General features: G+C 42.2%; 21 protein-coding genes and 1 pseudogene. 13 read left to right on the top strand and 9 right to left on the bottom strand.

All coding sequences use genetic code 11. The annotated features are described in order from the left end of the window. Positions 1–431 precede the first annotated feature (431 nt). The 10 genes from BIY37_RS05975 to BIY37_RS06030 all read left to right on the top strand — a co-directional run bounded on the left by BIY37_RS05975 (position 432) and on the right by BIY37_RS06030 (position 7090). Positions 432–788 carry a type II toxin-antitoxin system RelE/ParE family toxin gene (locus tag BIY37_RS05975; RefSeq protein WP_070066930.1) on the top strand — a complete coding sequence of 119 codons (357 nt, stop codon included), beginning with the start codon at positions 432–434 and terminating at the stop codon, positions 786–788. Then, positions 785–1066: an XRE family transcriptional regulator gene (locus tag BIY37_RS05980; protein ID WP_070066931.1), complete on the top strand. Its 282-nt coding sequence runs from the start codon at positions 785–787 to the stop codon at positions 1064–1066. Before BIY37_RS05975 ends, BIY37_RS05980 begins: the two co-directional genes overlap by 4 nt. 92 nt (positions 1067–1158) lie before the next feature. After that, the gene (locus BIY37_RS05985) at positions 1159–1998 is read left to right on the top strand and encodes an HNH endonuclease (protein ID WP_070066932.1); all 840 of its coding nucleotides are present in this window, start codon (positions 1159–1161) and stop codon (positions 1996–1998) included. A 524-nt stretch (positions 1999–2522) separates the two neighbouring features. Continuing rightward, positions 2523–2741, top strand: a complete 219-nt coding sequence (locus tag BIY37_RS05995) for a hypothetical protein (RefSeq protein WP_070066934.1) — start codon at positions 2523–2525, stop codon at positions 2739–2741. After that, positions 2731–3057 carry a PIN domain-containing protein gene (locus BIY37_RS06000; RefSeq protein ID WP_201789400.1) on the top strand — a complete coding sequence of 109 codons (327 nt, stop codon included), beginning with the start codon at positions 2731–2733 and terminating at the stop codon, positions 3055–3057. The genes BIY37_RS05995 and BIY37_RS06000 overlap by 11 nt, the downstream gene beginning before the upstream one ends. Then, positions 3036–3119, top strand: a complete 84-nt coding sequence (locus BIY37_RS14325) for a hypothetical protein (RefSeq protein WP_420886184.1) — start codon at positions 3036–3038, stop codon at positions 3117–3119. Before BIY37_RS06000 ends, BIY37_RS14325 begins: the two co-directional genes overlap by 22 nt. Positions 3120–3727: 608 nt before the next feature. Next, entirely contained in the window at positions 3728–3973 is a 246-nt protein-coding gene (locus BIY37_RS06010) for a type II toxin-antitoxin system Phd/YefM family antitoxin (RefSeq protein WP_070066936.1), read from the top strand. After that, positions 3970–4353, top strand: a complete 384-nt coding sequence (locus BIY37_RS06015; protein ID WP_070066937.1) for a type II toxin-antitoxin system VapC family toxin — start codon at positions 3970–3972, stop codon at positions 4351–4353. The genes BIY37_RS06010 and BIY37_RS06015 overlap by 4 nt, the downstream gene beginning before the upstream one ends. A gap of 146 nt (positions 4354–4499) precedes the next feature. After that, positions 4500–5324, top strand: coding sequence for an OXA-9 family oxacillin-hydrolyzing class D beta-lactamase (gene blaOXA, locus BIY37_RS06020; RefSeq protein WP_070066938.1), 825 nt, complete (start codon positions 4500–4502; stop codon positions 5322–5324). Between the two features lie 491 nt (positions 5325–5815). Continuing rightward, complete coding sequence (locus tag BIY37_RS06030) at positions 5816–7090, top strand: MgtC/SapB family protein (protein WP_070066940.1); 1275 nt, start codon at positions 5816–5818, stop codon at positions 7088–7090. 123 nt (positions 7091–7213) lie between these two features. On the opposite strand, the gene pepF is transcribed toward BIY37_RS06030, so the two are convergent. The 5 genes from pepF to BIY37_RS06055 all read right to left on the bottom strand — a co-directional run bounded on the left by pepF (position 7214) and on the right by BIY37_RS06055 (position 15502). Beyond that, complete coding sequence (gene pepF, locus BIY37_RS06035) at positions 7214–8998, bottom strand: oligoendopeptidase F (RefSeq protein ID WP_070066941.1); 1785 nt, start codon at positions 8996–8998, stop codon at positions 7214–7216. Between the two features lie 45 nt (positions 8999–9043). Continuing rightward, positions 9044–13849, bottom strand: coding sequence for a RecQ family ATP-dependent DNA helicase (locus BIY37_RS06040; protein WP_070066942.1), 4806 nt, complete (start codon positions 13847–13849; stop codon positions 9044–9046). Between the two features lie 204 nt (positions 13850–14053). Next, entirely contained in the window at positions 14054–14272 is a 219-nt protein-coding gene (locus BIY37_RS06045) for a GIY-YIG nuclease family protein (RefSeq protein ID WP_080324893.1), read from the bottom strand. A gap of 303 nt (positions 14273–14575) precedes the next feature. Continuing rightward, a complete protein-coding gene (locus BIY37_RS06050) occupies positions 14576–14761 on the bottom strand; it encodes a hypothetical protein (RefSeq protein WP_070066943.1) in 186 nt (61 codons plus the stop codon). A 192-nt stretch (positions 14762–14953) separates the two neighbouring features. Next, on the bottom strand, positions 14954–15502 hold the full coding sequence (locus BIY37_RS06055; RefSeq protein WP_070066944.1) for a YaeQ family protein: 549 nt from the start codon (positions 15500–15502) through the stop codon (positions 14954–14956). A 507-nt stretch (positions 15503–16009) separates the two neighbouring features. Between BIY37_RS06055 and BIY37_RS06060 the strand changes: the two genes are divergently transcribed. Together BIY37_RS06060 and BIY37_RS13435 are read left to right on the top strand one after the other, a co-directional pair. Next, entirely contained in the window at positions 16010–16864 is an 855-nt protein-coding gene (locus BIY37_RS06060; RefSeq protein WP_179129307.1) for a tetratricopeptide repeat protein, read from the top strand. Continuing rightward, positions 16854–17030, top strand: a complete 177-nt coding sequence (locus BIY37_RS13435) for a hypothetical protein (RefSeq protein WP_179129308.1) — start codon at positions 16854–16856, stop codon at positions 17028–17030. The genes BIY37_RS06060 and BIY37_RS13435 overlap by 11 nt, the downstream gene beginning before the upstream one ends. A gap of 117 nt (positions 17031–17147) precedes the next feature. Here BIY37_RS13435 and BIY37_RS06065 read toward each other — a convergent pair whose 3' ends face one another. From BIY37_RS06065 to BIY37_RS06080, 4 genes and pseudogenes are all read right to left on the bottom strand, one after another. Then, entirely contained in the window at positions 17148–17720 is a 573-nt protein-coding gene (locus BIY37_RS06065) for an MBL fold metallo-hydrolase (protein ID WP_070066946.1), read from the bottom strand. Positions 17721–18005: 285 nt separating this feature from the next. Beyond that, positions 18006–18674, bottom strand: a complete 669-nt coding sequence (locus BIY37_RS06070) for a pentapeptide repeat-containing protein (protein WP_143299193.1) — start codon at positions 18672–18674, stop codon at positions 18006–18008. Positions 18675–18692: 18 nt separating this feature from the next. Further along, a complete protein-coding gene (locus tag BIY37_RS06075) occupies positions 18693–19199 on the bottom strand; it encodes a hypothetical protein (RefSeq protein WP_070066948.1) in 507 nt (168 codons plus the stop codon). A gap of 600 nt (positions 19200–19799) precedes the next feature. Further along, positions 19800–19978: pseudogene (locus tag BIY37_RS06080) on the bottom strand (transposase); the annotation flags it as partial. A gap of 182 nt (positions 19979–20160) precedes the next feature. Between BIY37_RS06080 and BIY37_RS06085 the strand changes: the two are divergent. Next, entirely contained in the window at positions 20161–20838 is a 678-nt protein-coding gene (locus BIY37_RS06085; RefSeq protein ID WP_070066950.1) for an HAD family hydrolase, read from the top strand. Positions 20839–20848: the final 10 nt, after the last annotated feature.

Below are 20848 nucleotides of genomic sequence, written 5' to 3' on the forward strand. Positions count from 1 at the left end.
GTCATTATAATAGCGACATAAGAAATATCAATATTTAACATTTAAGATGTGACCCCGTTTCATTCGTTTCATTCGTTTCATTCTTTACGAACTCTCTGGTTTTTACCCCATCGACCAAAACTGGAATGAAAACGACTTCCCTCGGATCTACGAATCCATCCCCAAAATTAGCAGTGCTGCTACTGAGTTCAGATACTTCGTTACCCGCAAAACAGAGTTTGACAGGACAGTAAGCGCATACAATAAATACTGCCGCGAGACAACATACGAAAGTATTGCTGCGTATACAATGTTTCCTTCTATGAAAAAAGAAAGAGATATTGGAAAAAGAGAAGAATTTAAAAATATAGTTGAACATTTGCTCTCCTTCGCAGATGAGAAATAAAGAAATCAAATTGACAAGTGTACTAAAATTGGTACAATGACGACAAATGTTCGATATTCCCTATGTCCTGAAAGTTGTTTTCTATCGGTCTGAGATCGGCAACGAGCCGGTGCGGGAATGGCTAAAGAGGCTTCAGCGGGAAGACAAACGGAAGATAGGTGAAGACATTAAGACTGCCCAAATAGGGTGGCCATTGGGAATGCCGCTCATCAGGAAAATCGACAAGGATTTATGGGAAGTTCGCACAAGGTTAGAAAATGGCATTGCGCGAGTCTTTTTCACCGTTGACGGCAAGTACATGATTTTGCTGCACGGGTTTATCAAGAAATCCCAGAAGACACCGCAAAATGAACTCAAGACGGCGCTTACGCGTCTTGGAAACTACAAAAGAGGTAAACTATGAAAAACACACATCTTGGTTCCAGCTTTGATGACTTTCTCGATGAAGAAGCTCTGCGGGCGGAAACAGAAGCCGCAGCGATTAAGAGAGTTATTGCCTATCAGATTGAAATGGAGATGAAGAAGGCAAAACTGACAAAATCTGCTATGGCAGAAAAAATGCACACCAGCCGTTCCGCCCTGGATAGACTACTTGATCCTACCAATGTCTCTATAACGCTGCAAACGCTTGAAAGTGCGGCTCTCGCCTTGGGCAAGAACCTTAAAGTTGAGTTGGCATAACACTTCATTTACTGAGGCATAACAATCGGCTCAAGTGGACGCCTAAAGACTGCGCCACTTAACCTAAGCGTTAGCCGTCTCAGGAGAAGACATTGCCTACATATCTCTTTGGTTGGAACCCGCGTAGTTTTGGCTGGGAAGACATGGGGCAAGCAATTTCTAATCTTCACCGGCGCGGTTCAGTTGATGATTCTTGGAGCTGTGGAAATACAAAAGACTTGCCTTCGGGTAGCCGCTTTTTCCTTATTCGGCTTGGTCGCGAGCCGAAAGGCATTGTGGGCTCTGGTGTCACAAGATCCAATCCAGCATACGGCCATCATTGGGATCCTGAGAAATCTAGAAAGGGCAAAAAGGCGTTATATGTCGATATCCGGTTTGACGCCCTCGCAGCAGAACCGTTAATAACATGGTCTGAATTGCAGAAACCACCACTCTCTGCAACACACTGGGGTATTCAAGCATCTGGAGTTCGTTTAACGGACCACGTTGCGGATGCTCTTGAAAAAGTCTGGTCCCAAAGAACAGGACATGAAGCTCCGTTTTCTGCCGATGAAATTGATCCCAACAACACATACCCGGAAGGAACAAAGAAAACGATTGTCGTTAACGGTTACGAACGTAGTCCTTCTGCTAGAGCAGCATGCGTCGCACACCACGGCACGCAATGCAAAGTATGCGAGACAGTGCTTCAAGAGGTTTACGGAAAAATCGCAACCGGCTTCATTCATGTTCACCACATTGTGCCTGTCTCAAAGCTAGGGAAAGGGTATCAGGTAAACCCCATTAAGGACTTGGTGCCTGTGTGTCCGACATGTCATGCGGTAATGCATCTTAGAACACCGCCGCTTTCTATCACTGAAGCGCGTCAGCTTCTCGCTGATACACAGAGAAAGAGACGGCTAACCCCCGTTTCCAGGCGACGTCGGCGCTGACGCGCCGCCGCGCCTGAACCGGAACGTTCTCCCTTCGCTTCGCTCAGGGAGAACGCGGGGCTGAGCCGGTGCCCCATTCCTCCGCTACGCTACGGGAGAACCAGGGGCACGAAACCGACCGCTTCGCGGCGGCTCAGCCCCGCGTTGTACGTAAATAATGCAATGAGAGGGGTAATCCATTGGGAAAACCTGAAGTCGGATCCACGATGCAAGTATATTGTGATTGTGCAAATAAAAAAGGAGAAGTTATATATTCATCAGTGAATACTACATGGATATGTAAATCTGAATACCTTGATACAGTGAAAAGCGGCATTTTTTCATCGGTAAATCGGTTCAAATATTATTGGGAATGCTTAAATTGTGGAAAAACACGAGATGTCGGCATATGGGACACCGAAGGAAGCTCATATGGTGTAAAAAGATAGACTATCATTTATATGCCCTGCGCATGTCAAGAGGAAAAACTTTTTTGTATACCATAATATTTGCAGACATGTTAAAATTCTTTAGGAGGTAAATCTATGGCAACTACATACGTTAAAGACAATCTCATCGCCCAGGTTGAAAAACTTCCTTACGACCTACAACTTCGGGTGCTTGATTTTGTTAAATCTTTGATTCCCAAAGGGGTTACAGGAATAAGTCTTTTACAATTTGAAGGAACTATTCCTGTTGATGATTTAGAGAGAATGTCTAAAGCAATAGAGGAATGTGAGAAGGTAGGCACCAGTGAATGGTAGATTTCTTCTCGATACAAATATAATAATTGCTCTCTTTGCTAAAGACCCGAAAATTCATGACCGCATGGCTAATGCTGAAGAAATCTTTGTCTCATGCATTGCTATCGGAGAGATGTATTTTGGAGTTTACAAATCGCTTAAAATTCAAGAAAATATCAGTCGTATTGATGAATTCGTACTTAAGAATACCGTGCTTTCATGCAATACCGAAACAGCAAAGATATACGGTGACATAAAGAAACGTTTAAAAGACAAGGACAGCCATTTCCAGAAAATGACATATGGCTCGCTGCAATCGCTCAGCAATATGGTCTAATATTAGTCACTAAAGATTCCCACTTCGATGCGATTGAAAATTTAAAAATTGAAAAATGGTAATATAGTTTGACCGCAAGACCAGATTGAGAAATATAAGACAGCGTACAACAAAAGCATCGAGAGGGACGGGGAATAGCTGTTGGATTCATATTTTATATTCCCCGCCCCTCATGCTTGCCGTTATGCTTGTGAAAGTTCAGATAATCAGGAGAAATCTTTCGTGTCTGGATTCAGGCGAATAAGCCTAAGACCGCTCAGGATCTCCTTAGCGATTGGACTTATCATGGCTACTGAAATAGAAGTTCGAGCAGAACCCAATATTTCAGGATCACATAGACCTATTCTGTGGCTGATTGTCCTGACCGGAGGTTTCTTGTCTGCGATGATTCTACATTTTATTGGGAAATGGACAAAACTACGATACCCTCAATGGATGTCTTGGCTGGCATCGGTTCTTTTCTTTCTCTTGTTTATGCTGTTTTTTGCACCCCTGAATGTGGCGTTTGGAAACATCCTTTTCACGGGAAGAACAATGTGAATACAGAGCAATATCATTGGGGTAAGTTCTGTTCAAAACGACGATCTTTCCAGAAAAAAAGAAATCTTTCTACAAATGCGGACTGAAAATGTTGCTGTAAAAAATCGAAATCTATGGTAAGATTATCAACATGATTACAATCAGTATAGATGAAATTCAACGAGATCTATTAGGTTATCTTGATCGGGTACAAGCTGGAGAGACAGTTGTAGTTCTTCAAGAAGGTCAACCTGTCGCACAGATCAAGCCGGTATTACAGAGCGAAAGTGAAAAACCACCACGACCTTTCGGCCTATGTGCAGGAGATTTTGAGGTACCGGCCGAATTTGATGAGCCATTGCCAGAAGAGATCCTAAGCCAATTTGAGGGAAAATGAGACTGTTGTTGGATACTCATATTTTCCTTTGGTTTATCAGCGGGGATAAACAGTTGGCAATCAGCGCTCAAGATGCGATTCGAGACCCTCACAACGATGTTTATCTGAGTGTAGCTTCGTTGTGGGAGGCAATCATCAAATATCAGTTGGGTAAGCTGCCACTACCAGCACCTCCAGAGAAATATCTGCCAAAACAGAGAGAGAAGCACTTGATCAGTAGTCTTGAGATAGACGAAGGAAGTATTGCTCAGCTTGCGCAGCTTCCTTTACTACATCGAGACCCATTTGATCGGATAATAATTGGCCAAGCATTACAACATAATATGGTCATAGTAACCGTAGACAATTCAATTAAGGCATATTCTGTTCAAGTGCTATGAAAGGCATAACAAAAAAATGAACCCGATTTGAAACCGCTGGGTTGTATTTTTCAGAATAGCAAAGATCGTTCTCAGCGGTTCCAAACGGGTTATTTTTGGTGTTCTGCATCTGTGAAGCGCACAGTGGAGCGATGAAAGATCCCTCGATGAAAAAAATTTTGCTGCTGCATCTGCTGGTGTTCGTTTCCGCCACTCTCCCAATCCATTCCGTGGCTTCTGATGAGGTTGAAACACTTAAATGCACCATCATCGCAGACGCCATTACCGGAAATACCTTATATGAGGCCGGAGAATGCACCCGTCGCGTGTCTCCGTGCTCGTCTTTTAAACTTCCATTGGCAGTCATGGGGTTTGATAGTGGTATCTTGCAGTCGCCAAAATCACCCACGTGGGAATTGAAGCCGGAATACAACCCATCTCCGAGAGATCGCACATACAAACAAGTCTATCCGGCGCTATGGCAAAGCGACTCTGTTGTCTGGTTCTCGCAGCAATTAACAAGCCGCCTGGGAGTTAAACGATTTACGGAGTACGTGAAGAAATTTGGGTACGGTAATCAAGATGTTTCCGGTGACTCGGGGAAGCATAACGGCTTAACCCAGTCATGGCTGATGTCGTCGCTCACCATATCTCCCAAGGAGCAAATTCAGTTTCTTCTACGCTTTGTCGCGCACAAGCTGCCCGTATCCGAAGCGGCTTATGACATGGCGCATGCCACAACCCCACAGTACCAAGCAGCCGAAGGGTGGGTTGTACATGGGAAAAGCGGCAGCGGCTGGCTTCGAGACAGTAACGGCAAGATAAATGAAAATCGCCCGCAGGGCTGGTTCGTGGGCTGGGCTGAGAAAAACGGGCGGCAAGTTGTTTTCGCCCGATTGGAAATTGGAAGCGTGAAATCCGATGTTCCCGGCGGGTCTAAAGCACGAGAGGATATTCTCGTGGAATTACCCGTGTTGATGGGTAACAAATGATATGTGACGTCATCGAGAGCAGATGCATAACCCATAGTTTAAAAGCTTATGGTTGCTCATTCTTGAGAGCACAGAGGAGAGCACAGAGGAGAGCACAGAGGAGAGCACAGAGGGTCACATCTTAAATATTAAGTAATTGGTAACAATTCAGTATGTTGAAAATCCCAGTAGCATTAAGGTTGCTGTCTTTATAATAGGCAAGGCGTCTGCTCGTATCAGACACACCCTGAAATCTCCCCTTTTCAAAGGGGCTCTTGCCCTCACCTCAAATAATGGGGTTGAGGGGTGCGTCACAAGGCAACAAATGTTTCATCTCTTACCGTACATAGGAAATACATTGGAAATTCCTCTCAAAAAGGCTAAACTATTACAAGAAACTAAATCATTAATCAAGGTGTGATCTTTTCTTCGTTCCTGAATAGTAATAGCAATATGATAAGCTATCCTATTTCAATTACATAATCGTCTGACCACCAGAGTATATTTACATCATGGAAAATATCAATTCCTGGCCTTTCGTTACCGTATTACTGCGAATGGGGCTGGCCGTTGTGTTGGGCATCTTCATTGGGCTCGAACGCCAGCACAATCAGAAAACCGGAGTTCGCACGTTTGCCCTTGTTGCGTTGATGGGATGCCTGGGCGGGTTTATGGGAAATTTGTTCGCCAGCATCACCGTGGGTTTAGTAGCCCTGCTCGTGGTTGGTATGAATTACCGCGAAATCATGCACCGAAAGAATATAATGCTGACCACCTCGGTAGCGCTGATTATCGTTGGCATTGCCGGTGTGCTCATTGGACAAGGGCATGTATTCGCTCCTGCAACGGCGGTCATTATCACGGCGACTCTGCTCGCCTGGAAACAGCCACTTTCCAAGTTTGCACTAGGACTGTCGGTTCAGGAGTTGCGCTCCGCAATCCTCCTTGCCATCCTAACGGTGGTTATCCTTCCGGTACTGCCCGATCATCCGGTTGATCCCTGGGGTCTGGTTGAGCCGCGCTCTAATTGGATAAGCGTTGTCATTATCGCGGCGATTGGGTTTATTAATTACATCCTGATGAGATTGCTTGGCCCGCGCGGTGCAGAAGTTACAGCTTTTTTTGGCGGTCTGATAAACAGCCGGAAGGTGATTGTCGAATTGTGCTTGCGCCTGCAACATGCCGGGCAGACGCTGATGTCTGTTGCGCAGCGCGGTATCCTGCTGGCCACGGCGGCCATGTTGATCCGCAATGCCGTTATTGTCGCCGTTCTTTCGCCTAGGATGATTGTTTACTGCATCTTCCCTCTTCTTGCGATGCTCGTGGTCAACCTCTTTTTGTGGTGGAGAACGTCTACGCCAAAAACTAGCGAATCGCAGTCATCTCCTCTGATCCTCAAGCTGCCGTTTCAGCTTTCCACTTCCCTCAAATTTGGAGCGGTATTTCTTCTCCTGAATGTCGTTGGCGCACTTGCCGAAAGGAATTTCGGTCCGGCAAGCTTTTACTTTGTAAGCATTTCCGGTGGTTTGCTTTCCAGTGCCTCCGCGATTGCCTCGGCTGCAACCTTAGTGGCTCACCACCAGCTAACACTTCTCACCGGAGTCAATGGCATTATACTCTCCAGCCTGACGAGTATCCTGGCCAACATTCCTCTCATTCGTGGTCTTGTTCATGAATCCGGGCTAAAGCGCAGGATGCTTGTGCTGCTGATCATCATCACGGTTATTGGTCTGGCGGCAGGCACAGTCAACCATATATTCTTAACCCTTCATCCACCGGCTAATTAAAGGATGGAGTTCAGAGCATACTTTATCAGGAAAGAGGAAAGGGTAGCCCATTACTTCCTTCTCCCTTACTTCTCTTTCTTACTTCCCCTTACCCCCCCAATTTCATTGTTTCCATTGAGGACATTATAACGATTTGTACTCCTTCAGCAATTTCCTGAATTCGTTAACCGTTACTTCATACGCTTTCTTCCCGTTAAGGTCTACCCCGGCATCTTTCAAAATTTCCAGCGGTTCTTTGTGTGACCCTGCGCCCAGAAATGTCAGATAATCTTCAACAGCGCCTTTTTTACCAGCAATTACCCGTTCAGCAAAAGCTATTGAAACGGAAAGGCTGGTGGCGTATTTATAGACATAAAAGGGCGTGTAAAAATGGGGAATGCGCGCCCATTCATAGTTTAACTGCTCATCAATAACTATTCCCTCGCCCAGATAGGCTTCCAGATTTTCCCGATAAATGCCGGTTATGCTTTTCGCGATCAGCACTTTGCCGGATTCGGCCATCTCATGGATATCCTTTTCGAAATTTGCAAACATGGTCTGCCGATAGAAGGTTGCCTCTATCCGCTTCATGGAGTGATACAGAAAGAATTTTTTCTCTTTCCCGGATTTGACGATCTTTGACATGTAATCAAAAAGTAGCACCTCATTGAATGTTGAGGCTATCTCCGCCAGAAAGATAGGATTATGGTAATAGATATAAGGTTGATTTTCGATGGAGCAATTTCGGTGCAGACAATGGCCGAATTCGTGCGCAAATGTAGAGACATCAGAGAATTTTTCTGTATAATTTAAGAAAATTAGTCCGCGGCTTGCATAACTCCCCCACGAGAATGCTCCCGACCTTTTACCGGGGGATTCGAACACATCAATCACCCGCATGCGAACCGTGTCATCGTACATCTTGATATAAGCCGTGCCGAGGGGCGCAAGCGCCGTACGAACCAGTTCGATCGCATCTTCATAGGGAAACCTTTTAGCAACGTCTTTAACCAGGGGAACATAATTATCATAAAAATGCAGTTCCTCTATTCCAAGCTCTTTCTGTTTCAGGGCATTGAACTCGCTGATCACGTCAATGTTTTCTTTTGCAACCTCAATGAGATTGTTGATTACGGTGGCAGGCAAGTAATCGGGAAAGAGGGCCATTTCCAGTGTTGATGCATAGTTGCGGATATTTGCCATTTTGATGTTTGCAAGTACGCTTGCTGCGTAGGTATTTGCCAGTACGTCTATGTTCTGCTGGTAAGGCCGGTAATAAAAGTCAAATGCCTTTTGTCGGAGCGTCCGGTCGTGAGATTCTAAGATCTGAGAATATGTTGCATGGGAAAGACGAATTTTTTCACCTTGATGTTCAAATTCGTCAAAAGAAATATTGTTATTATTATATGCCGAAAAAATATCATCCGGCTTTTTTAAGGCAATTTCCAGTTCTGCCAAAACGGTTTCTGTTTCTTCTGAAAGAATGTGCGGGTGGTACCGCGCATAGCCTTGCAAAAAGAAGCGATATCCTGCCAGTTGTGGATTTTCATGAATCATGTCGTCAATGGTGCCCAGCGATAATGAAGACAACTCTTTTTTTATAAAAACGGTTTCAGCAGAGATCTTTGAAACAAGGAGTTCGATACGCCCTTTCATCTCTTCATATACAGCATTTCGGGTGTCCTCAAAAAAACGGGTGTTCGCATACACATATAAATTTTCTCGTGTTACGGAATGGTTACTATAGAACTGCATGAACTGCTCTAATTTGTGGGCATCATGAAGAGAGCCTTTGAACTCAAGGAGCTGCGGGAGTCCCTCTTTCAACTTCCGGTAATCTTCTTCCCAATCGTCATCCGATGCATACAAAACAGACAAATCCCATTTGTATTTGTCATCTATTTGGTCTCGTGTTTTATTCTTGTTCATAATGTTTATTTATTTTGTTTAAAATACACAAAAATTCATCCGGAATTATCGTTGCCTTTCAAAATACAATTCCGGTAAAATAATTTTCAATTCAATTTCTTCAACAGGTTTTTTCCAATAAACAATGAAGTTTACTTTCGCCCCTTTTAATTTATAACCTTCTTGCTGCACAGAAGCTATTGTAGCAAGAAACTGCTTAGAAAACTTTATTACGGATCTCCCTTTGGCATTCGTACATCCATCCTTATCTATTGATAATACATCACCGCTTATAAGTTCTTCTATAAGGTGTTGTCTGTTCATAAAATAATCTAACCAAATGTCTTTGAATGTTAAGTGCATTGCCATCTGGTCTGGTGGAAGATAGGTTCTTCTATCTGCCGTTCTCACTAAATTATCTGTTATAATGTTGTCAAAATAAATTCCATTCAAATGAATCGTCAGGTTTTGTTTGGCTCTTGTCATCGCAACATACAACTGTCGCTTCGCATCATCAGTTTGCTGGTTAAAATTATCCAGTAATAGGTAAACATTATCAAACTCCTTTCCTTTCGCCTTATGTATTGTTGAAACAAATATTGTTTCACCGTTTTCACCGGAAAAGTCCTCGAATTTGGATTCCCTGATAAATACCTCTAAATCGGATTTGTATTTTTTCTTTGGATTGGCAGCTTCAAAATTTTTAATGATGTTTTCACATACTTCCATTCTTAAACTCCGCTGAAACCTTTTTCGGAATTCCCTTTTTGCATTATCCCAGATTTCATCGCTGATTATGAACACATCGTCTTCCCGCTTCAATTCGTTCAGAAAGAACCGGACTTCCAAAAGATTATACAAACTAAATCCGTTGCTACATTGAATCAACTTCGCCTGCAATCTATTTTTGAGTAGTAGTCCTGTTACCTGTAGCGCTTCCTCGTTCGTTTTTGTCAAAACACAAGTAGTTCCTGCAAGCTCTGTTGAGAGAATATCCTTCACCAGAGGAGTAATGAGGTTGTTGCTAGTATAATGCACCACCTTTATGTTTCCTTTGTCCTGCTGCTTTGCAAAAATTGGAATCGTTTTTAGGCGATGGTGAATTCTCTTTACAAATTGGTTTGTGAATTCAACCAAATTGCCTTTGCTCCTGTAGTTTTCTATGAGTTCATATTTTGTAGCCTTTTTCTCTGTAATAAACTGCTCTAAATATTTTGAATCTGCACCCCGGAAAGCGTAAATGTTTTGGTCGTCATCACCAACGGCAATTACCCTCATATCTTCGTTTTGTTCCATGAGTACCTTTATTAGGGCATATTCGTCAGCGTCCATATCCTGTGCCTCATCAATTACAAGTACCGTTTTTGTAATCCGGTTCACTTCAACTTCACCGTCATGAATTTTTTTAATAGCGCTCTTTAGAACGGCATCTGACTTCTCGAGACTTCCAACTTTGCCTAACAAGTCAAAACAGTAAGAATGAAAAGTTTTTATTTCAATATAGCAGGCGGCATTGCCGATGAGTTGGAGTAATCGTTTTTTAAATTCCGTTGCTGCCGCCCTGGAAAAAGTCACCATTAATAATTGCTCATGTTTTACATCTTCCATTAAAAGCAGGGAGGCTAATTTGTGGACCAACACCCTTGTTTTCCCACTTCCGGGTCCAGCTGCGACGACAATATATTTAGATTGAGAATCCTTAATAATATTTAATTGCGTTGGTGACAATGAACCAAACAATTGGCGAAACTTGGCAGGAGTTAAATTTCGTTCGATTTCATCTCTACGACTCCCCGGGAAATATTTGTTTAAAAATGAAGTATTGTTTAATTGAAAATAATCGTCAGCAAACTGCAGGGCGCCTTTGTAATCTTCGATCATTTTCCTTGCAAACTCACCGACAATATGGACTTGCTGGATCTTATTTTCATAAAACTGACGTAGTTTTTGGTAATCATCATTTTTGTATTGAACTTGATTATTCTGTTCAATTCTCTCAATGGTAAGCGGATTATATATTACTAAAAATCCACCTTCAATTTTTATTGCATCAATCCTTGATAAATAGAAAAGGGTGTCTTCAATATCCTCTATAGTAATTTTCACTTTAAATAATTTACGCTCTTTTTCGAATGCTTCTTTAAGTTCGTGTACTGAAAACTCTACTAACACTTCTTCTTTTTCGGGTTCACTTTTAGTAATGCTGGCATTTGTCTTTCCATGGAGATAACCAACAATAAATATTGCTAACTCATGTCTCTTTTCCATTTTCTCTTTTAGTATCTCTTTCGGTTGGACACCAACGACTAAAATATGATTTTTAGAATATTCCAGATTTTGCCGTTTAATCCAATTTTTAATTGCCCATAAATTGATTATAGTTTTAATATTGCGTGGGGAAGTATTTTTGCAACCGTTCTTTCCCGCCTGCTCATTCAATTCTTTCAAATGAAGGGTTTTTTCCTGGGCTTCAATAATCGGTAGCAGATAGCTTTCTATTTGGCGGAATGTTTCTACAATAGTCAGGGAACGATTTTTAATCTTACCTTTCACTATGAATGCCGTTAAATCCTTTGCATCTGCTAAAATATTTTCTTCACGGAGTAGATTGATAACATCTATGACTTCCCTCTTTACTATTCCAAGATGATCGGAAATGTAGTCAACCCTTGATTCAGCGATTTCGTCATTGGTGTGTTTTCTACTCCTGCTTGAAAAGAGTTTTTTAATAATTCTTACTGCATTTACCTTTTGCCTTTCATCAAACCTTGAAGACGTAGTTATTTTATTAATGGCATCCCGAGCGGTTTCGCACAAAATACTATTGGCGAAAATCCTCGGCATGTTTTGTCCCCGTTTCAAATAGCCAGCAACTTCAAGCGCAGCAATTGCTGTTGTAACTCGCGTCTCTATTTCTGCAACATTGTCGTCCCAACCTGCTTTTCGTGCAATTTCTAATGCCGAGATGGATACCGTTGAACGAAATCTTGTAATCCCCTTAATCGTCTTCCAAATCTGCTGAATCTCCTTGATGATTAGTTTTGTTTGATTGAGCAAGATGAAGTGTTTGTTAAGATCTTCTTCGTTGAATAGCACAAGACAATCGGCAGTAATATTTTCATCTCTGCCTGCCCTTCCCGCCTCCTGAATATAGTTCTCTAACGAATCGGAAATATCATAATGGATGACCATTTCAACGTCTTTTTTATCTACCCCCATTCCAAATGCGGATGTCGCAACCATTATTTGAATTTCACCAGAAATAAAGGCATTCTGGTTTTCGCTTTTTTCCTTAACATCCATTTTACCGTGATAAGGTTTAGCGCTAAAACCATCTTCATTTAATCTTTTCGCAAGTTCGTATGCCCTTCGTGTTCTGGAGACATAAATAATCGTTGGACAATTATTTTGTTCCAGATGGTTTCTGGTAGCGCTGTATTTTTCCTCTTCGCTGCCCTTCTGAAATACTTTATACCGTAAGTTTGGTCTTGAAACGTTTGTCCTGAAAATCTCTAAGTTAATGGATAATTTTTCTTTGAAATAAGAACAGATATCCTCAATAACTTTTCGTTTTGCCGTTGCAGTAAAACAAGAAACGGGGATTACATTTTCAAGCCCTTTTTTCTGCTGAAGCGATTTGATAAAATCACCAATGTATAAATAATCAACCCTGAAATCTTGTCCCCATGATGAAAAACAGTGCGCTTCATCAATTACGAAACGGACAATATTTCTTCCTAATAAAAGCCGTTCAATAGTTTTCGACCGCAAAGATTCGGGCGATATGTAAAGAATGGATACGTAACCACCTTCAACCCTTTCAAAGGATTTTCCTCTTTCAATCGGGTCGAGCAAACCGTTTATCGTTACCGCATCTGTGATTCCAACCTTCTCTAAATTATCAACCTGGTCTTTCATCAATGACTGCAAGGGAGAAATCACAACGGTCAACCCTTTTGTGTTCTCTCCACTCATCAATGCCGGCACTTGAAATGTTATTGACTTGCCACCGCCGGTTGGGAAAACCGCCAGGATGGATTTGTTGTCAACAGCTGCTTTTACTGCATTCTCTTGTAGTGGCTGATGAGTATACGTTCTAAAGGAGTCAAAACCAAAATATCTTTTAAGTCCTTTGTGTATATCCAGCGCCTGATTGCAATAAACACAACCACTTAGACAAGGTTTATTCCTGAGTAAAAACAGTATCCGCTCGACCTCTGGGTAGTTTTTAAGAACCCAGCGTGGTGTAATTGAATAGCGGTTTCTGCAATCTATCAATGCCAAACAATATGCTAACTCAATCGGATGTTGTTCAATAATATCGTTTAATTTCGCCTGATTACAAATTTCGGTGTAAAATATTTCCTGAATAAGCTGTTCAAGATTTGAATTGTCGCTCTTATATTCGATAAAGTTAAAAAAAGCACAAAATTCCTTTTTGTCATACAACAGCAAATAAAAAATTTGTTTTAGAGATGCGTCTTTTTGTGCAAATGATGCAACTTCATCAAAGAAGAGATCTTTTGCTTTTATTGAATCGTTGAGTGGGTTATTTGCATCTTCGGTTTGCAGTTTATCATCTTTCAACAAGGCATGGTACGGTTTTGCAGGGAAAAGCAGTGGAGAGAGAAACAATGTATCAATAATGTTAGACTGACTTATCCCAGCATCATTAATAGCCGTTTGAATATATTTCAAATCATGGTTGAGAATATTGTGACCGCAAATAAATTTTGTGTCTTTTAAAAAATTAATAAAATCTGCAATCGAAGTTGAATGGAAAGAACCGCCATTATCCTTAATACTACCAATGTCAAGGATTCTTCGGCTTTTTGGCTCAATCTCCGTATCAAAAAAAGCGATGGAATTCATTTTTTAAATTTAATCTAATCCGAATGAGTCAAAAACCCAGTAAAAAGTCGCAAAGAAATACCAGGACAAACTGAACAACGAATTTCAAATGGTGAAGTTTTATGATCCTTCGACATTTATTATTCCCTGTTCATTATTCGATATTCTCTTTTATAGTTCTTTCACCTTAATTTTGCCGTCCACAAGCATTTCTTTTTTTATTTTTTATAATCTTTTTACCCTTGATTCAATCTTTAAAGCCATACTCTTGCTTCCGATCTTCTTTTTCATTACCAGTGTTAAAGGAGCCTTTCCCCGTAAACATTTTGCCCCTTTTTTATTATTCCTTGTATGTTCGACAAACCTTCTTTCCACATCGGTGGTAACGCCCGTGTATAATTTCCCATGTTTGCATCGTATCATATACAAAAACCAATTTTTCATTTTTAAACGCATTACATAAGCACAAATAACTCTAAGGAACAGAGCATCAGCAAACATGGCAGTGCCTGACCTTATAATGTTTTGATAGAAAATCCTCTGTGGCAAGCGGTTGCCCGAATGTTTTTGGTAAAAATAGTTAAGATTTTTTTCAACCCCATCCATTTACCTATGACAAAAAAGAATTCATTGAACCATTTTTTTTCTCATAACTAACAAAATTAGATTTGACAGGGCTGTCTGACATAGAAGTATAAACGCGTGCAATGAGCTCTCAAGATCTATCAGAATTATATACCTCCGCTCTTATGATAAACGGCTGTCTTCAAGATTTTTATGCTTCCATCGTCCTTCCCATAAAAAGACATTCAGGACTCCATCGGTTGGAAAAACCTTGCTCATCGTTACCGACCGTATGGATTCGCCGGCAGAACTGATCGCCCTTAGGTACGTCTTCACTTTCCAACTGTATTCCAAGTACTGACTCACCATTCCTTTTCCTGCTCCTTCTCAGAGGAACCTCTCTATTGTTTATACCTCTTATCAAACACCGTGCCGAACGGTATGCACATCGTCCCCTCTTTTTCGGGAGGCCGGGTATATGTTTCAAAACTTGTTTCCAAACAAAACCTTACAATAAGTATCGATACAAATTTTTCAATAAAGAAAATGGTTGCAAATTTCTTATCTTTGTTGTTTTTTCCACCTTACCGGACAAATCCTCACGGTTTTATCCCTCCCGGATATCCATACTTCTCCATCTTGTATGGTACACGAGAAGTCCATCGTGCGCTCCGCCAACGCGGCTATTTCCTGAATGGCTTCCGTCGGCAGGTTTATTACCGATAGATTTTTGAAACGATTAATGTCAGGATATATCTTTTTCCACCAGGCGTTTGCGCTATTACCGCTATAGGTGTAAATAATAACCTCTTTAGCACGACCACAGGCCTTGCGGGTCTGCTTCTCATCGGGTTGTCCAATCTCAACCCACATCTCAATATTCCCGGTTAAATCTTTTCGCCATAGGTCTGGTTCGTCGCCTCTGCTTACGCCTTGAGTGAATATAAGATCCTTGTGGGCGTTGAGGACAAATGCCACTAAACGCGCCATCATGCGGACGTCATTCTCCGATGGATGCCGTGCGATGGTGAGCTTATGATCTTGGAAGTAATTACGGTCTATATCCGCTATGTTTAACTCTACCTTGAATATTGTCGCTTTTATTGCCATAGTTATGATGTTTTTTTCCCTTGGTTTGTTTTCATGATATTAAATCTCTGATCAGAGGCAAAATGTTTTCACATAAAAACACCCTCCCCCTCATGCCCATATGTCTTTATAACCGGTTAGTAACATACAGGAATGACCCAACAAAATGTACCTACGGTTTATAGTATATTTTGCAACCAAAGGCCATGTAAGTCTCATTAATCAATAGCGTAATTTTCTCATCTTTCATGCACTTATCGTCAATGGTTGTAATTTTATAGGTTATTTATGATATAATAATTGCCTAAAAAATGAAACTGATATTACTACTCAACATTACCTAGCGTAACACAGCTAACACTAAAATGGCCATCTCTTTACCCCATTCTTCGCCAAAGAGAGAATAAAAAGGAGATGAAATCAAAGCCTTTCAATGTCCCCCCATTGTAAGACGGGAATGAAGGGAAATAAAAATCTTGTTAAAAGATGGATTTCTTTTACAAAAACATGATAAAGGAGATTGGTGAAATGGTTACATTTGTAGACTGCTTGAAACTTCTTTGCCGCTATGGCGTGAAAGTCTTTTTTATTTCGGTGCTGTTTGGTGCCTGCGCCTTGCCTGCGTATACACAGGAAAATGCATGGAAAGAGCTCTATGGCGAAGCTGTCTCACTTTTACAAAAAAAGAGATACGCGGATGGGATAAAGACGGGTGAAGAGGCATTAAAAGCAGCAAAAAAGACCTTTTCCGCCAACGATGTCCGTATTGCCGATTCGATGAACCTGCTGGGGATACTTTACAGAACCTATGGCAGATACACCGAAGCCGAGCCACTCTTTAATCAGGCGCTCAGTATTTATAAGGAATCATACGGCGCAACCAACCCCAACGTAGCGGATGTGCTGCAGGAAATTGCTGAAATGTTTTTCCTTCAGGATAAATATGCTAAAGCAGAGTCATTTTATAAGGAATCCCTCGGAATGTATGAACAGACGCTAGGTCCGGATCATCCCGCGGTTGCCAGCGTATTGACCAGGCTGGGAGAGCTTTATCAAGACCAGAAGAAATATGCCGAAGCGATACCGTTTTACAAAAAGGCATTGGTTATCGAAGAGAAGACCCTCGGCTCCGACCATCCGGACATTGCATCTGCAATGAGCAATCTGGCAACGCTCTATTATTATCAGGGTGAGAATGTTACGGCAGAGAACCTTTATAAACAGGCACTAGGCATATATGAGAAAGGATACGGCAAGGACCATCCGCTGATTGCAACTCTTTTAGAGAAAATGGCGGAGTTTTACGAGGGTACCGGTAGAAAAAAGGAAGCGAAGCAATTAATAGAACAGGCAAAAAAGATTTATTCAAATTATGAAAAATGAAGCATGGCGTTATCCAAACCCAGCAATCGGAAATCAGCGGACATGGAGTGATGAAGTGATCCATCAGCGCAAAGGTTGCGTCGGATGTGTTTTGCTTCATCCAACCAACAATACTGGCCTGCCTGGCTTGATGTTATTTGGGTATAAAGTGGCAATCAACAAATAAAATGAATTATGACCTTATTTTAACCCTGAGTGTTGAGTTTCGTTTCGTTCGAACCAAGCTACAATACTGTAATTTTGTATCATTAAACTTTTGTGTGAATACGCATATCCTCACCTCTTACCTGCAAAAAGGGTTGGTGTATTTTTCAATACCCACGGTGGTCATGGGCCCGTGGGCAGGAAATACCATCGTCTCGTCCGGTAAAGAAAAAATGTGCTTGCGAATATGATCGACCTGGCGTTTGGCGTCTTTTAACGAACCGGTACCGCCAACCGTACCGCAAAAGAGGGCGTCGCCGGTAAATACACAGCCGGACACATAGTACGAGATACCACACGGTGTGTGCCCCGGGGTGAGGAGTGCACGAAATTGCAATTGCCCAATCCCGATGATCTCGCCTCCTCGCAACGAATGACTGACGGCATCGATCTCTTCCTCTCCGGCACAGCTTTGTAACTGGTAGCGGCTGGTAAACTCCGTTAACCCTTCGGTATGGTCCCAGTGGCCATGTGTAATAAAGAGATATTGCAGCAGGATTTTCTGTTCTTTAACAAATGCCTCGACCTCCTTGCTAAAACCGCCCGGATCAATAAATGCCCCGATCCGCGTCACAGGATCAGCCACCAAGTACCCGTTAATCGGGAAACTCCCTACCGTAAAGCGTTTCAATATCAGATCGTTTATCATCATGCGACACCGAATGGACAATGCGTATATGACATACGTTTGCAGAATGAGCGAAAATTTGTAAAAAGAAATTTCAAACTTTCTGCTCCTGCCTCACACACTCCCAACTCCTCTCGATAGGTGGCGAAAGAAATCCCCTCCTGGGAGGGGATTTAGGGGTGGGTTTATTCGTATAATAAAAGTTGCCCATGATCTTATTTAAGCCGTTTTCGGTTCGACAGGCATGTCCTGGGCAAGTCGAAGGGCTCACCATGAACGGTATTATTTACACTGGCTCAGGATATTCGCCTAATCATACCGAACCCTCTCCAGGTTTGCGGCCTGGTGAATATCGGTATCAATCCACTTCGTGTCAATAAATCTAGCCTTGTGGAATACCGATTCGTTGAGCGTACATTTCTCAAAAGTGCAGCGAATAAAGGTTGCTGTACGAAAAATGGCTTTCTGCAAACGGCATCCCGTAAACGTTGTTTCCATAAAGACCGAGGAGGGGAAGCGGACAAAAAAATAATCTTCCTCTTCAAACCGGCAGTCTTGCCACCAGGTGCCACTAAACGAGACCTCGCTAAGCCGGGAACCACGGAATTTACATCCGGAAAAAACGGACAAGCCAAAGGAACTGAGACTTCCTTTTGTCGCCTCAAACGTGCATCCGGAGAAATGACTTCCGGTAAGAAAAGAATTCCTGACCTCCAAACCCGCCCATGAGCAGTCCTGATAGTACCCCTGATCACACAGGACGTGATCAATGGAAAAGTTATGAAAACGGGTGTCCCGTGCCCGGAGATAACGGCAACGCCCGTCCTGCATCTTGAATGACTGAACCGTACTGCCAATCAAACGTCGGTTGGAGAAATCCTCCTGCGTCAGGTTTATCCCGGAAATGGTTTCCTGAATAAATATCGTTTTATCCTGATTTTGATTTTCTTCCGTATGATGCATAATCCATGGGACCACAAAATACCATCTCCGTTTTTATTCATGAGCTTTTTTTCTGCCGTTCAGATATTTTTGATACCGCTCTTCACCGACACACTCGCTTCCCACAGGGCACTTTTCAATACAACTTTCCGGCACTTCACGCTGCACCGTTTTCCCGCAAAGCTCACAGGCGAATTCATGCTCGAAACCGGCCACCGATGCCGTGCCCTGTTTATGACAGTGCGGACACGTTACATCAACAATCTCTACCCTCTTTATCTTCTCCGCACCGGGGCATTGAAAGATGCCGGGTTTTTTCAATCTCTCTGCAGGAGGTGGAGCATACTCCTTTATCTGTGAAATAATTTGGGCTGCCAAAATGCGAAGGGACATACGGCGTTCTCTTCTCAAAAATTCCTGAAGCGCCTTCATGGCCTCCTGATTACCCTTTCCCATCCTCCCAATCTCTTCAAGGATCTCCTTCACCTTCCCGGTATCCTCTTGATACAGTCCTTGGAAAAGCGGTTGAATGCCGGCAGTGCTGGAGGTGACGTTCTTCATAATGACACAATGACAAGTTATGTCTTCGGTTACAGGGCAACATGGACAAACTTGTTTGTCCATGTTGTTTGAATATACACACAGATTTGGGATATATCACACGGACAAACAAAGTTTGTCCGTGCCACCCTATAGCCCGCTTAAATAAAATGAAAATTCCTATACAATCATGACATCCTGGTTTACGAGACGGTTCATTACTTAACTGGGAAAATACGGTATTTTCCACAGCAGGTCAAGAAAAATTTGGCTGATGAGAAATCTATTATTGCAAACTTGCCCTTATCCAAGCGTAGTTCTTTTATTGAGAGAGGTGAAGATATTTGAAATATCCGATTTTACCGCTAAAAATGGGCATTTCGAATGAGCGCAACATCACGACAACCGTATAGCAAAATACTTAGTGCTTGAACGAAAACATCCTTTTCTTGAAAAGCATCAGGGCACTTTTACCCTTGCAAAAATCTTCTTTTAACATATGATGTCAGACTTCTGGCAAGAATCAGCGCTGTCCGGTTAAATAATTGCATCTGAATGCAATATTTGTTCTTCGAAATTATGGTAACCTGCCTGCCGGGAAGCAGGAGTTGTTTGAACAGTCAGTATTTGCGTCGTGAATCCGTGTTCACTTCTTGCGATGAGATGGTATACTTTAAGATGGCGTTTCCACCAGCCGAAGAAGGTTTCGATGTTCCATCTCAGCTTATAGACGGTTGAGATTTCTTCCGCAGCCGGTTTGTGGCAACCCCGTATACTTTATTATCAATGCGATAGACGACCCAGTGCATGGAAAGAACCGCATCAATGAGCGAACCGTCAACAACAACGAGATTTCCAAGCTCAGCATGTTCCCTGGGTATTTTGAGACCTATTGGTGCCAAACGCTGCACTTCGTGAAAAATACGAGCCAGTACGGCTCCCTTGTTTTTTTGATGTCTTTATGAATTGGGGATATTCTTTTATGAAAGCAATAATATTTGATATGGACGGCGTGCTTGTCGATTCCATGTCTTATCACGCTGAGGCATGGGATATTGTGCTGAAAACGGTAGGGGTTAGTATAGATAAGAAAATTATTTACGAACTTGAAGGTGCAAATTACCGGCAGGTAATTGACATCATACTAAGACAACATGGACGCATTCCTACAGAAACAGAGATACAAGAGCTGGGGCATAAGAAATTGGTACTTTTCGAGCAGATAGAACGAGTCAGACCTTTTGATGGTATATCAGAACTCCTTGAAACGCTTAAACCAAAATATCATCTTGCCGTTGTCTCCGGTTCCAATAGAAAGACCGTACAGAAAACACTAAATACCTTTTTTCCAAATACCTTTAAAGTTGTCGTTGACGGAGAAGAAACCATGATAGGCAAACCGTCGCCCGAGCCTTATCTGCGGGCTATAGAAAGACTCAACATTTCAAAGAACCATTGCCTCGTTATCGAGAATGCTCCCCTTGGCATACGTTCAGCAAAAAGCGCTGGCTTGCGTTGTATAGCTATTACCACCTACCTCAGCAGAGAATTCTTGAAAGAAGCAGATTCAATTGTTGATAACCACGGGGAATTAGGAAGATATCTTGAGAAAGAAGCAGGACGGGAAAAGGACAAGGAGCACACAAATTCAAACATATAACAGATCATCG

Origin of the sequence: Candidatus Brocadia sapporoensis (genome assembly GCF_001753675.2) — a bacterium.
Taxonomy (GTDB): Bacteria; Planctomycetota; Brocadiia; order Brocadiales; family Brocadiaceae; genus Brocadia; species Brocadia sapporoensis.

What these genes read in the sequence shown, in the direction of transcription:
- BIY37_RS05975 (WP_070066930.1), top strand. Translation starts at nt 432, where the DNA reads ATGTTCGATATTCCCTATGTCCTGAAAGTTGTTTTCTATCGGTCTGAG.
- BIY37_RS05980 (WP_070066931.1), top strand. Translation starts at nt 785, where the DNA reads ATGAAAAACACACATCTTGGTTCCAGCTTTGATGACTTTCTCGATGAA.
- BIY37_RS05995 (WP_070066934.1), top strand. Translation starts at nt 2,523, where the DNA reads ATGGCAACTACATACGTTAAAGACAATCTCATCGCCCAGGTTGAAAAA.
- BIY37_RS06010 (WP_070066936.1), top strand. Translation starts at nt 3,728, where the DNA reads ATGATTACAATCAGTATAGATGAAATTCAACGAGATCTATTAGGTTAT.
- BIY37_RS06015 (WP_070066937.1), top strand. Translation starts at nt 3,970, where the DNA reads ATGAGACTGTTGTTGGATACTCATATTTTCCTTTGGTTTATCAGCGGG.
- blaOXA (WP_070066938.1), top strand. Translation starts at nt 4,500, where the DNA reads ATGAAAAAAATTTTGCTGCTGCATCTGCTGGTGTTCGTTTCCGCCACT.
- BIY37_RS06030 (WP_070066940.1), top strand. Translation starts at nt 5,816, where the DNA reads ATGGAAAATATCAATTCCTGGCCTTTCGTTACCGTATTACTGCGAATG.
- pepF (WP_070066941.1), bottom strand. Translation starts at nt 8,998, where the DNA reads ATGAACAAGAATAAAACACGAGACCAAATAGATGACAAATACAAATGG.
- BIY37_RS06040 (WP_070066942.1), bottom strand. Translation starts at nt 13,849, where the DNA reads ATGAATTCCATCGCTTTTTTTGATACGGAGATTGAGCCAAAAAGCCGA.
- BIY37_RS06045 (WP_080324893.1), bottom strand. Translation starts at nt 14,272, where the DNA reads ATGAAAAATTGGTTTTTGTATATGATACGATGCAAACATGGGAAATTA.
- BIY37_RS06050 (WP_070066943.1), bottom strand. Translation starts at nt 14,761, where the DNA reads ATGGTGAGTCAGTACTTGGAATACAGTTGGAAAGTGAAGACGTACCTA.
- BIY37_RS06055 (WP_070066944.1), bottom strand. Translation starts at nt 15,502, where the DNA reads ATGGCAATAAAAGCGACAATATTCAAGGTAGAGTTAAACATAGCGGAT.
- BIY37_RS06060 (WP_179129307.1), top strand. Translation starts at nt 16,010, where the DNA reads ATGGTTACATTTGTAGACTGCTTGAAACTTCTTTGCCGCTATGGCGTG.
- BIY37_RS13435 (WP_179129308.1), top strand. Translation starts at nt 16,854, where the DNA reads ATGAAAAATGAAGCATGGCGTTATCCAAACCCAGCAATCGGAAATCAG.
- BIY37_RS06065 (WP_070066946.1), bottom strand. Translation starts at nt 17,720, where the DNA reads ATGATGATAAACGATCTGATATTGAAACGCTTTACGGTAGGGAGTTTC.
- BIY37_RS06075 (WP_070066948.1), bottom strand. Translation starts at nt 19,199, where the DNA reads ATGAAGAACGTCACCTCCAGCACTGCCGGCATTCAACCGCTTTTCCAA.
- BIY37_RS06085 (WP_070066950.1), top strand. Translation starts at nt 20,161, where the DNA reads ATGAAAGCAATAATATTTGATATGGACGGCGTGCTTGTCGATTCCATG.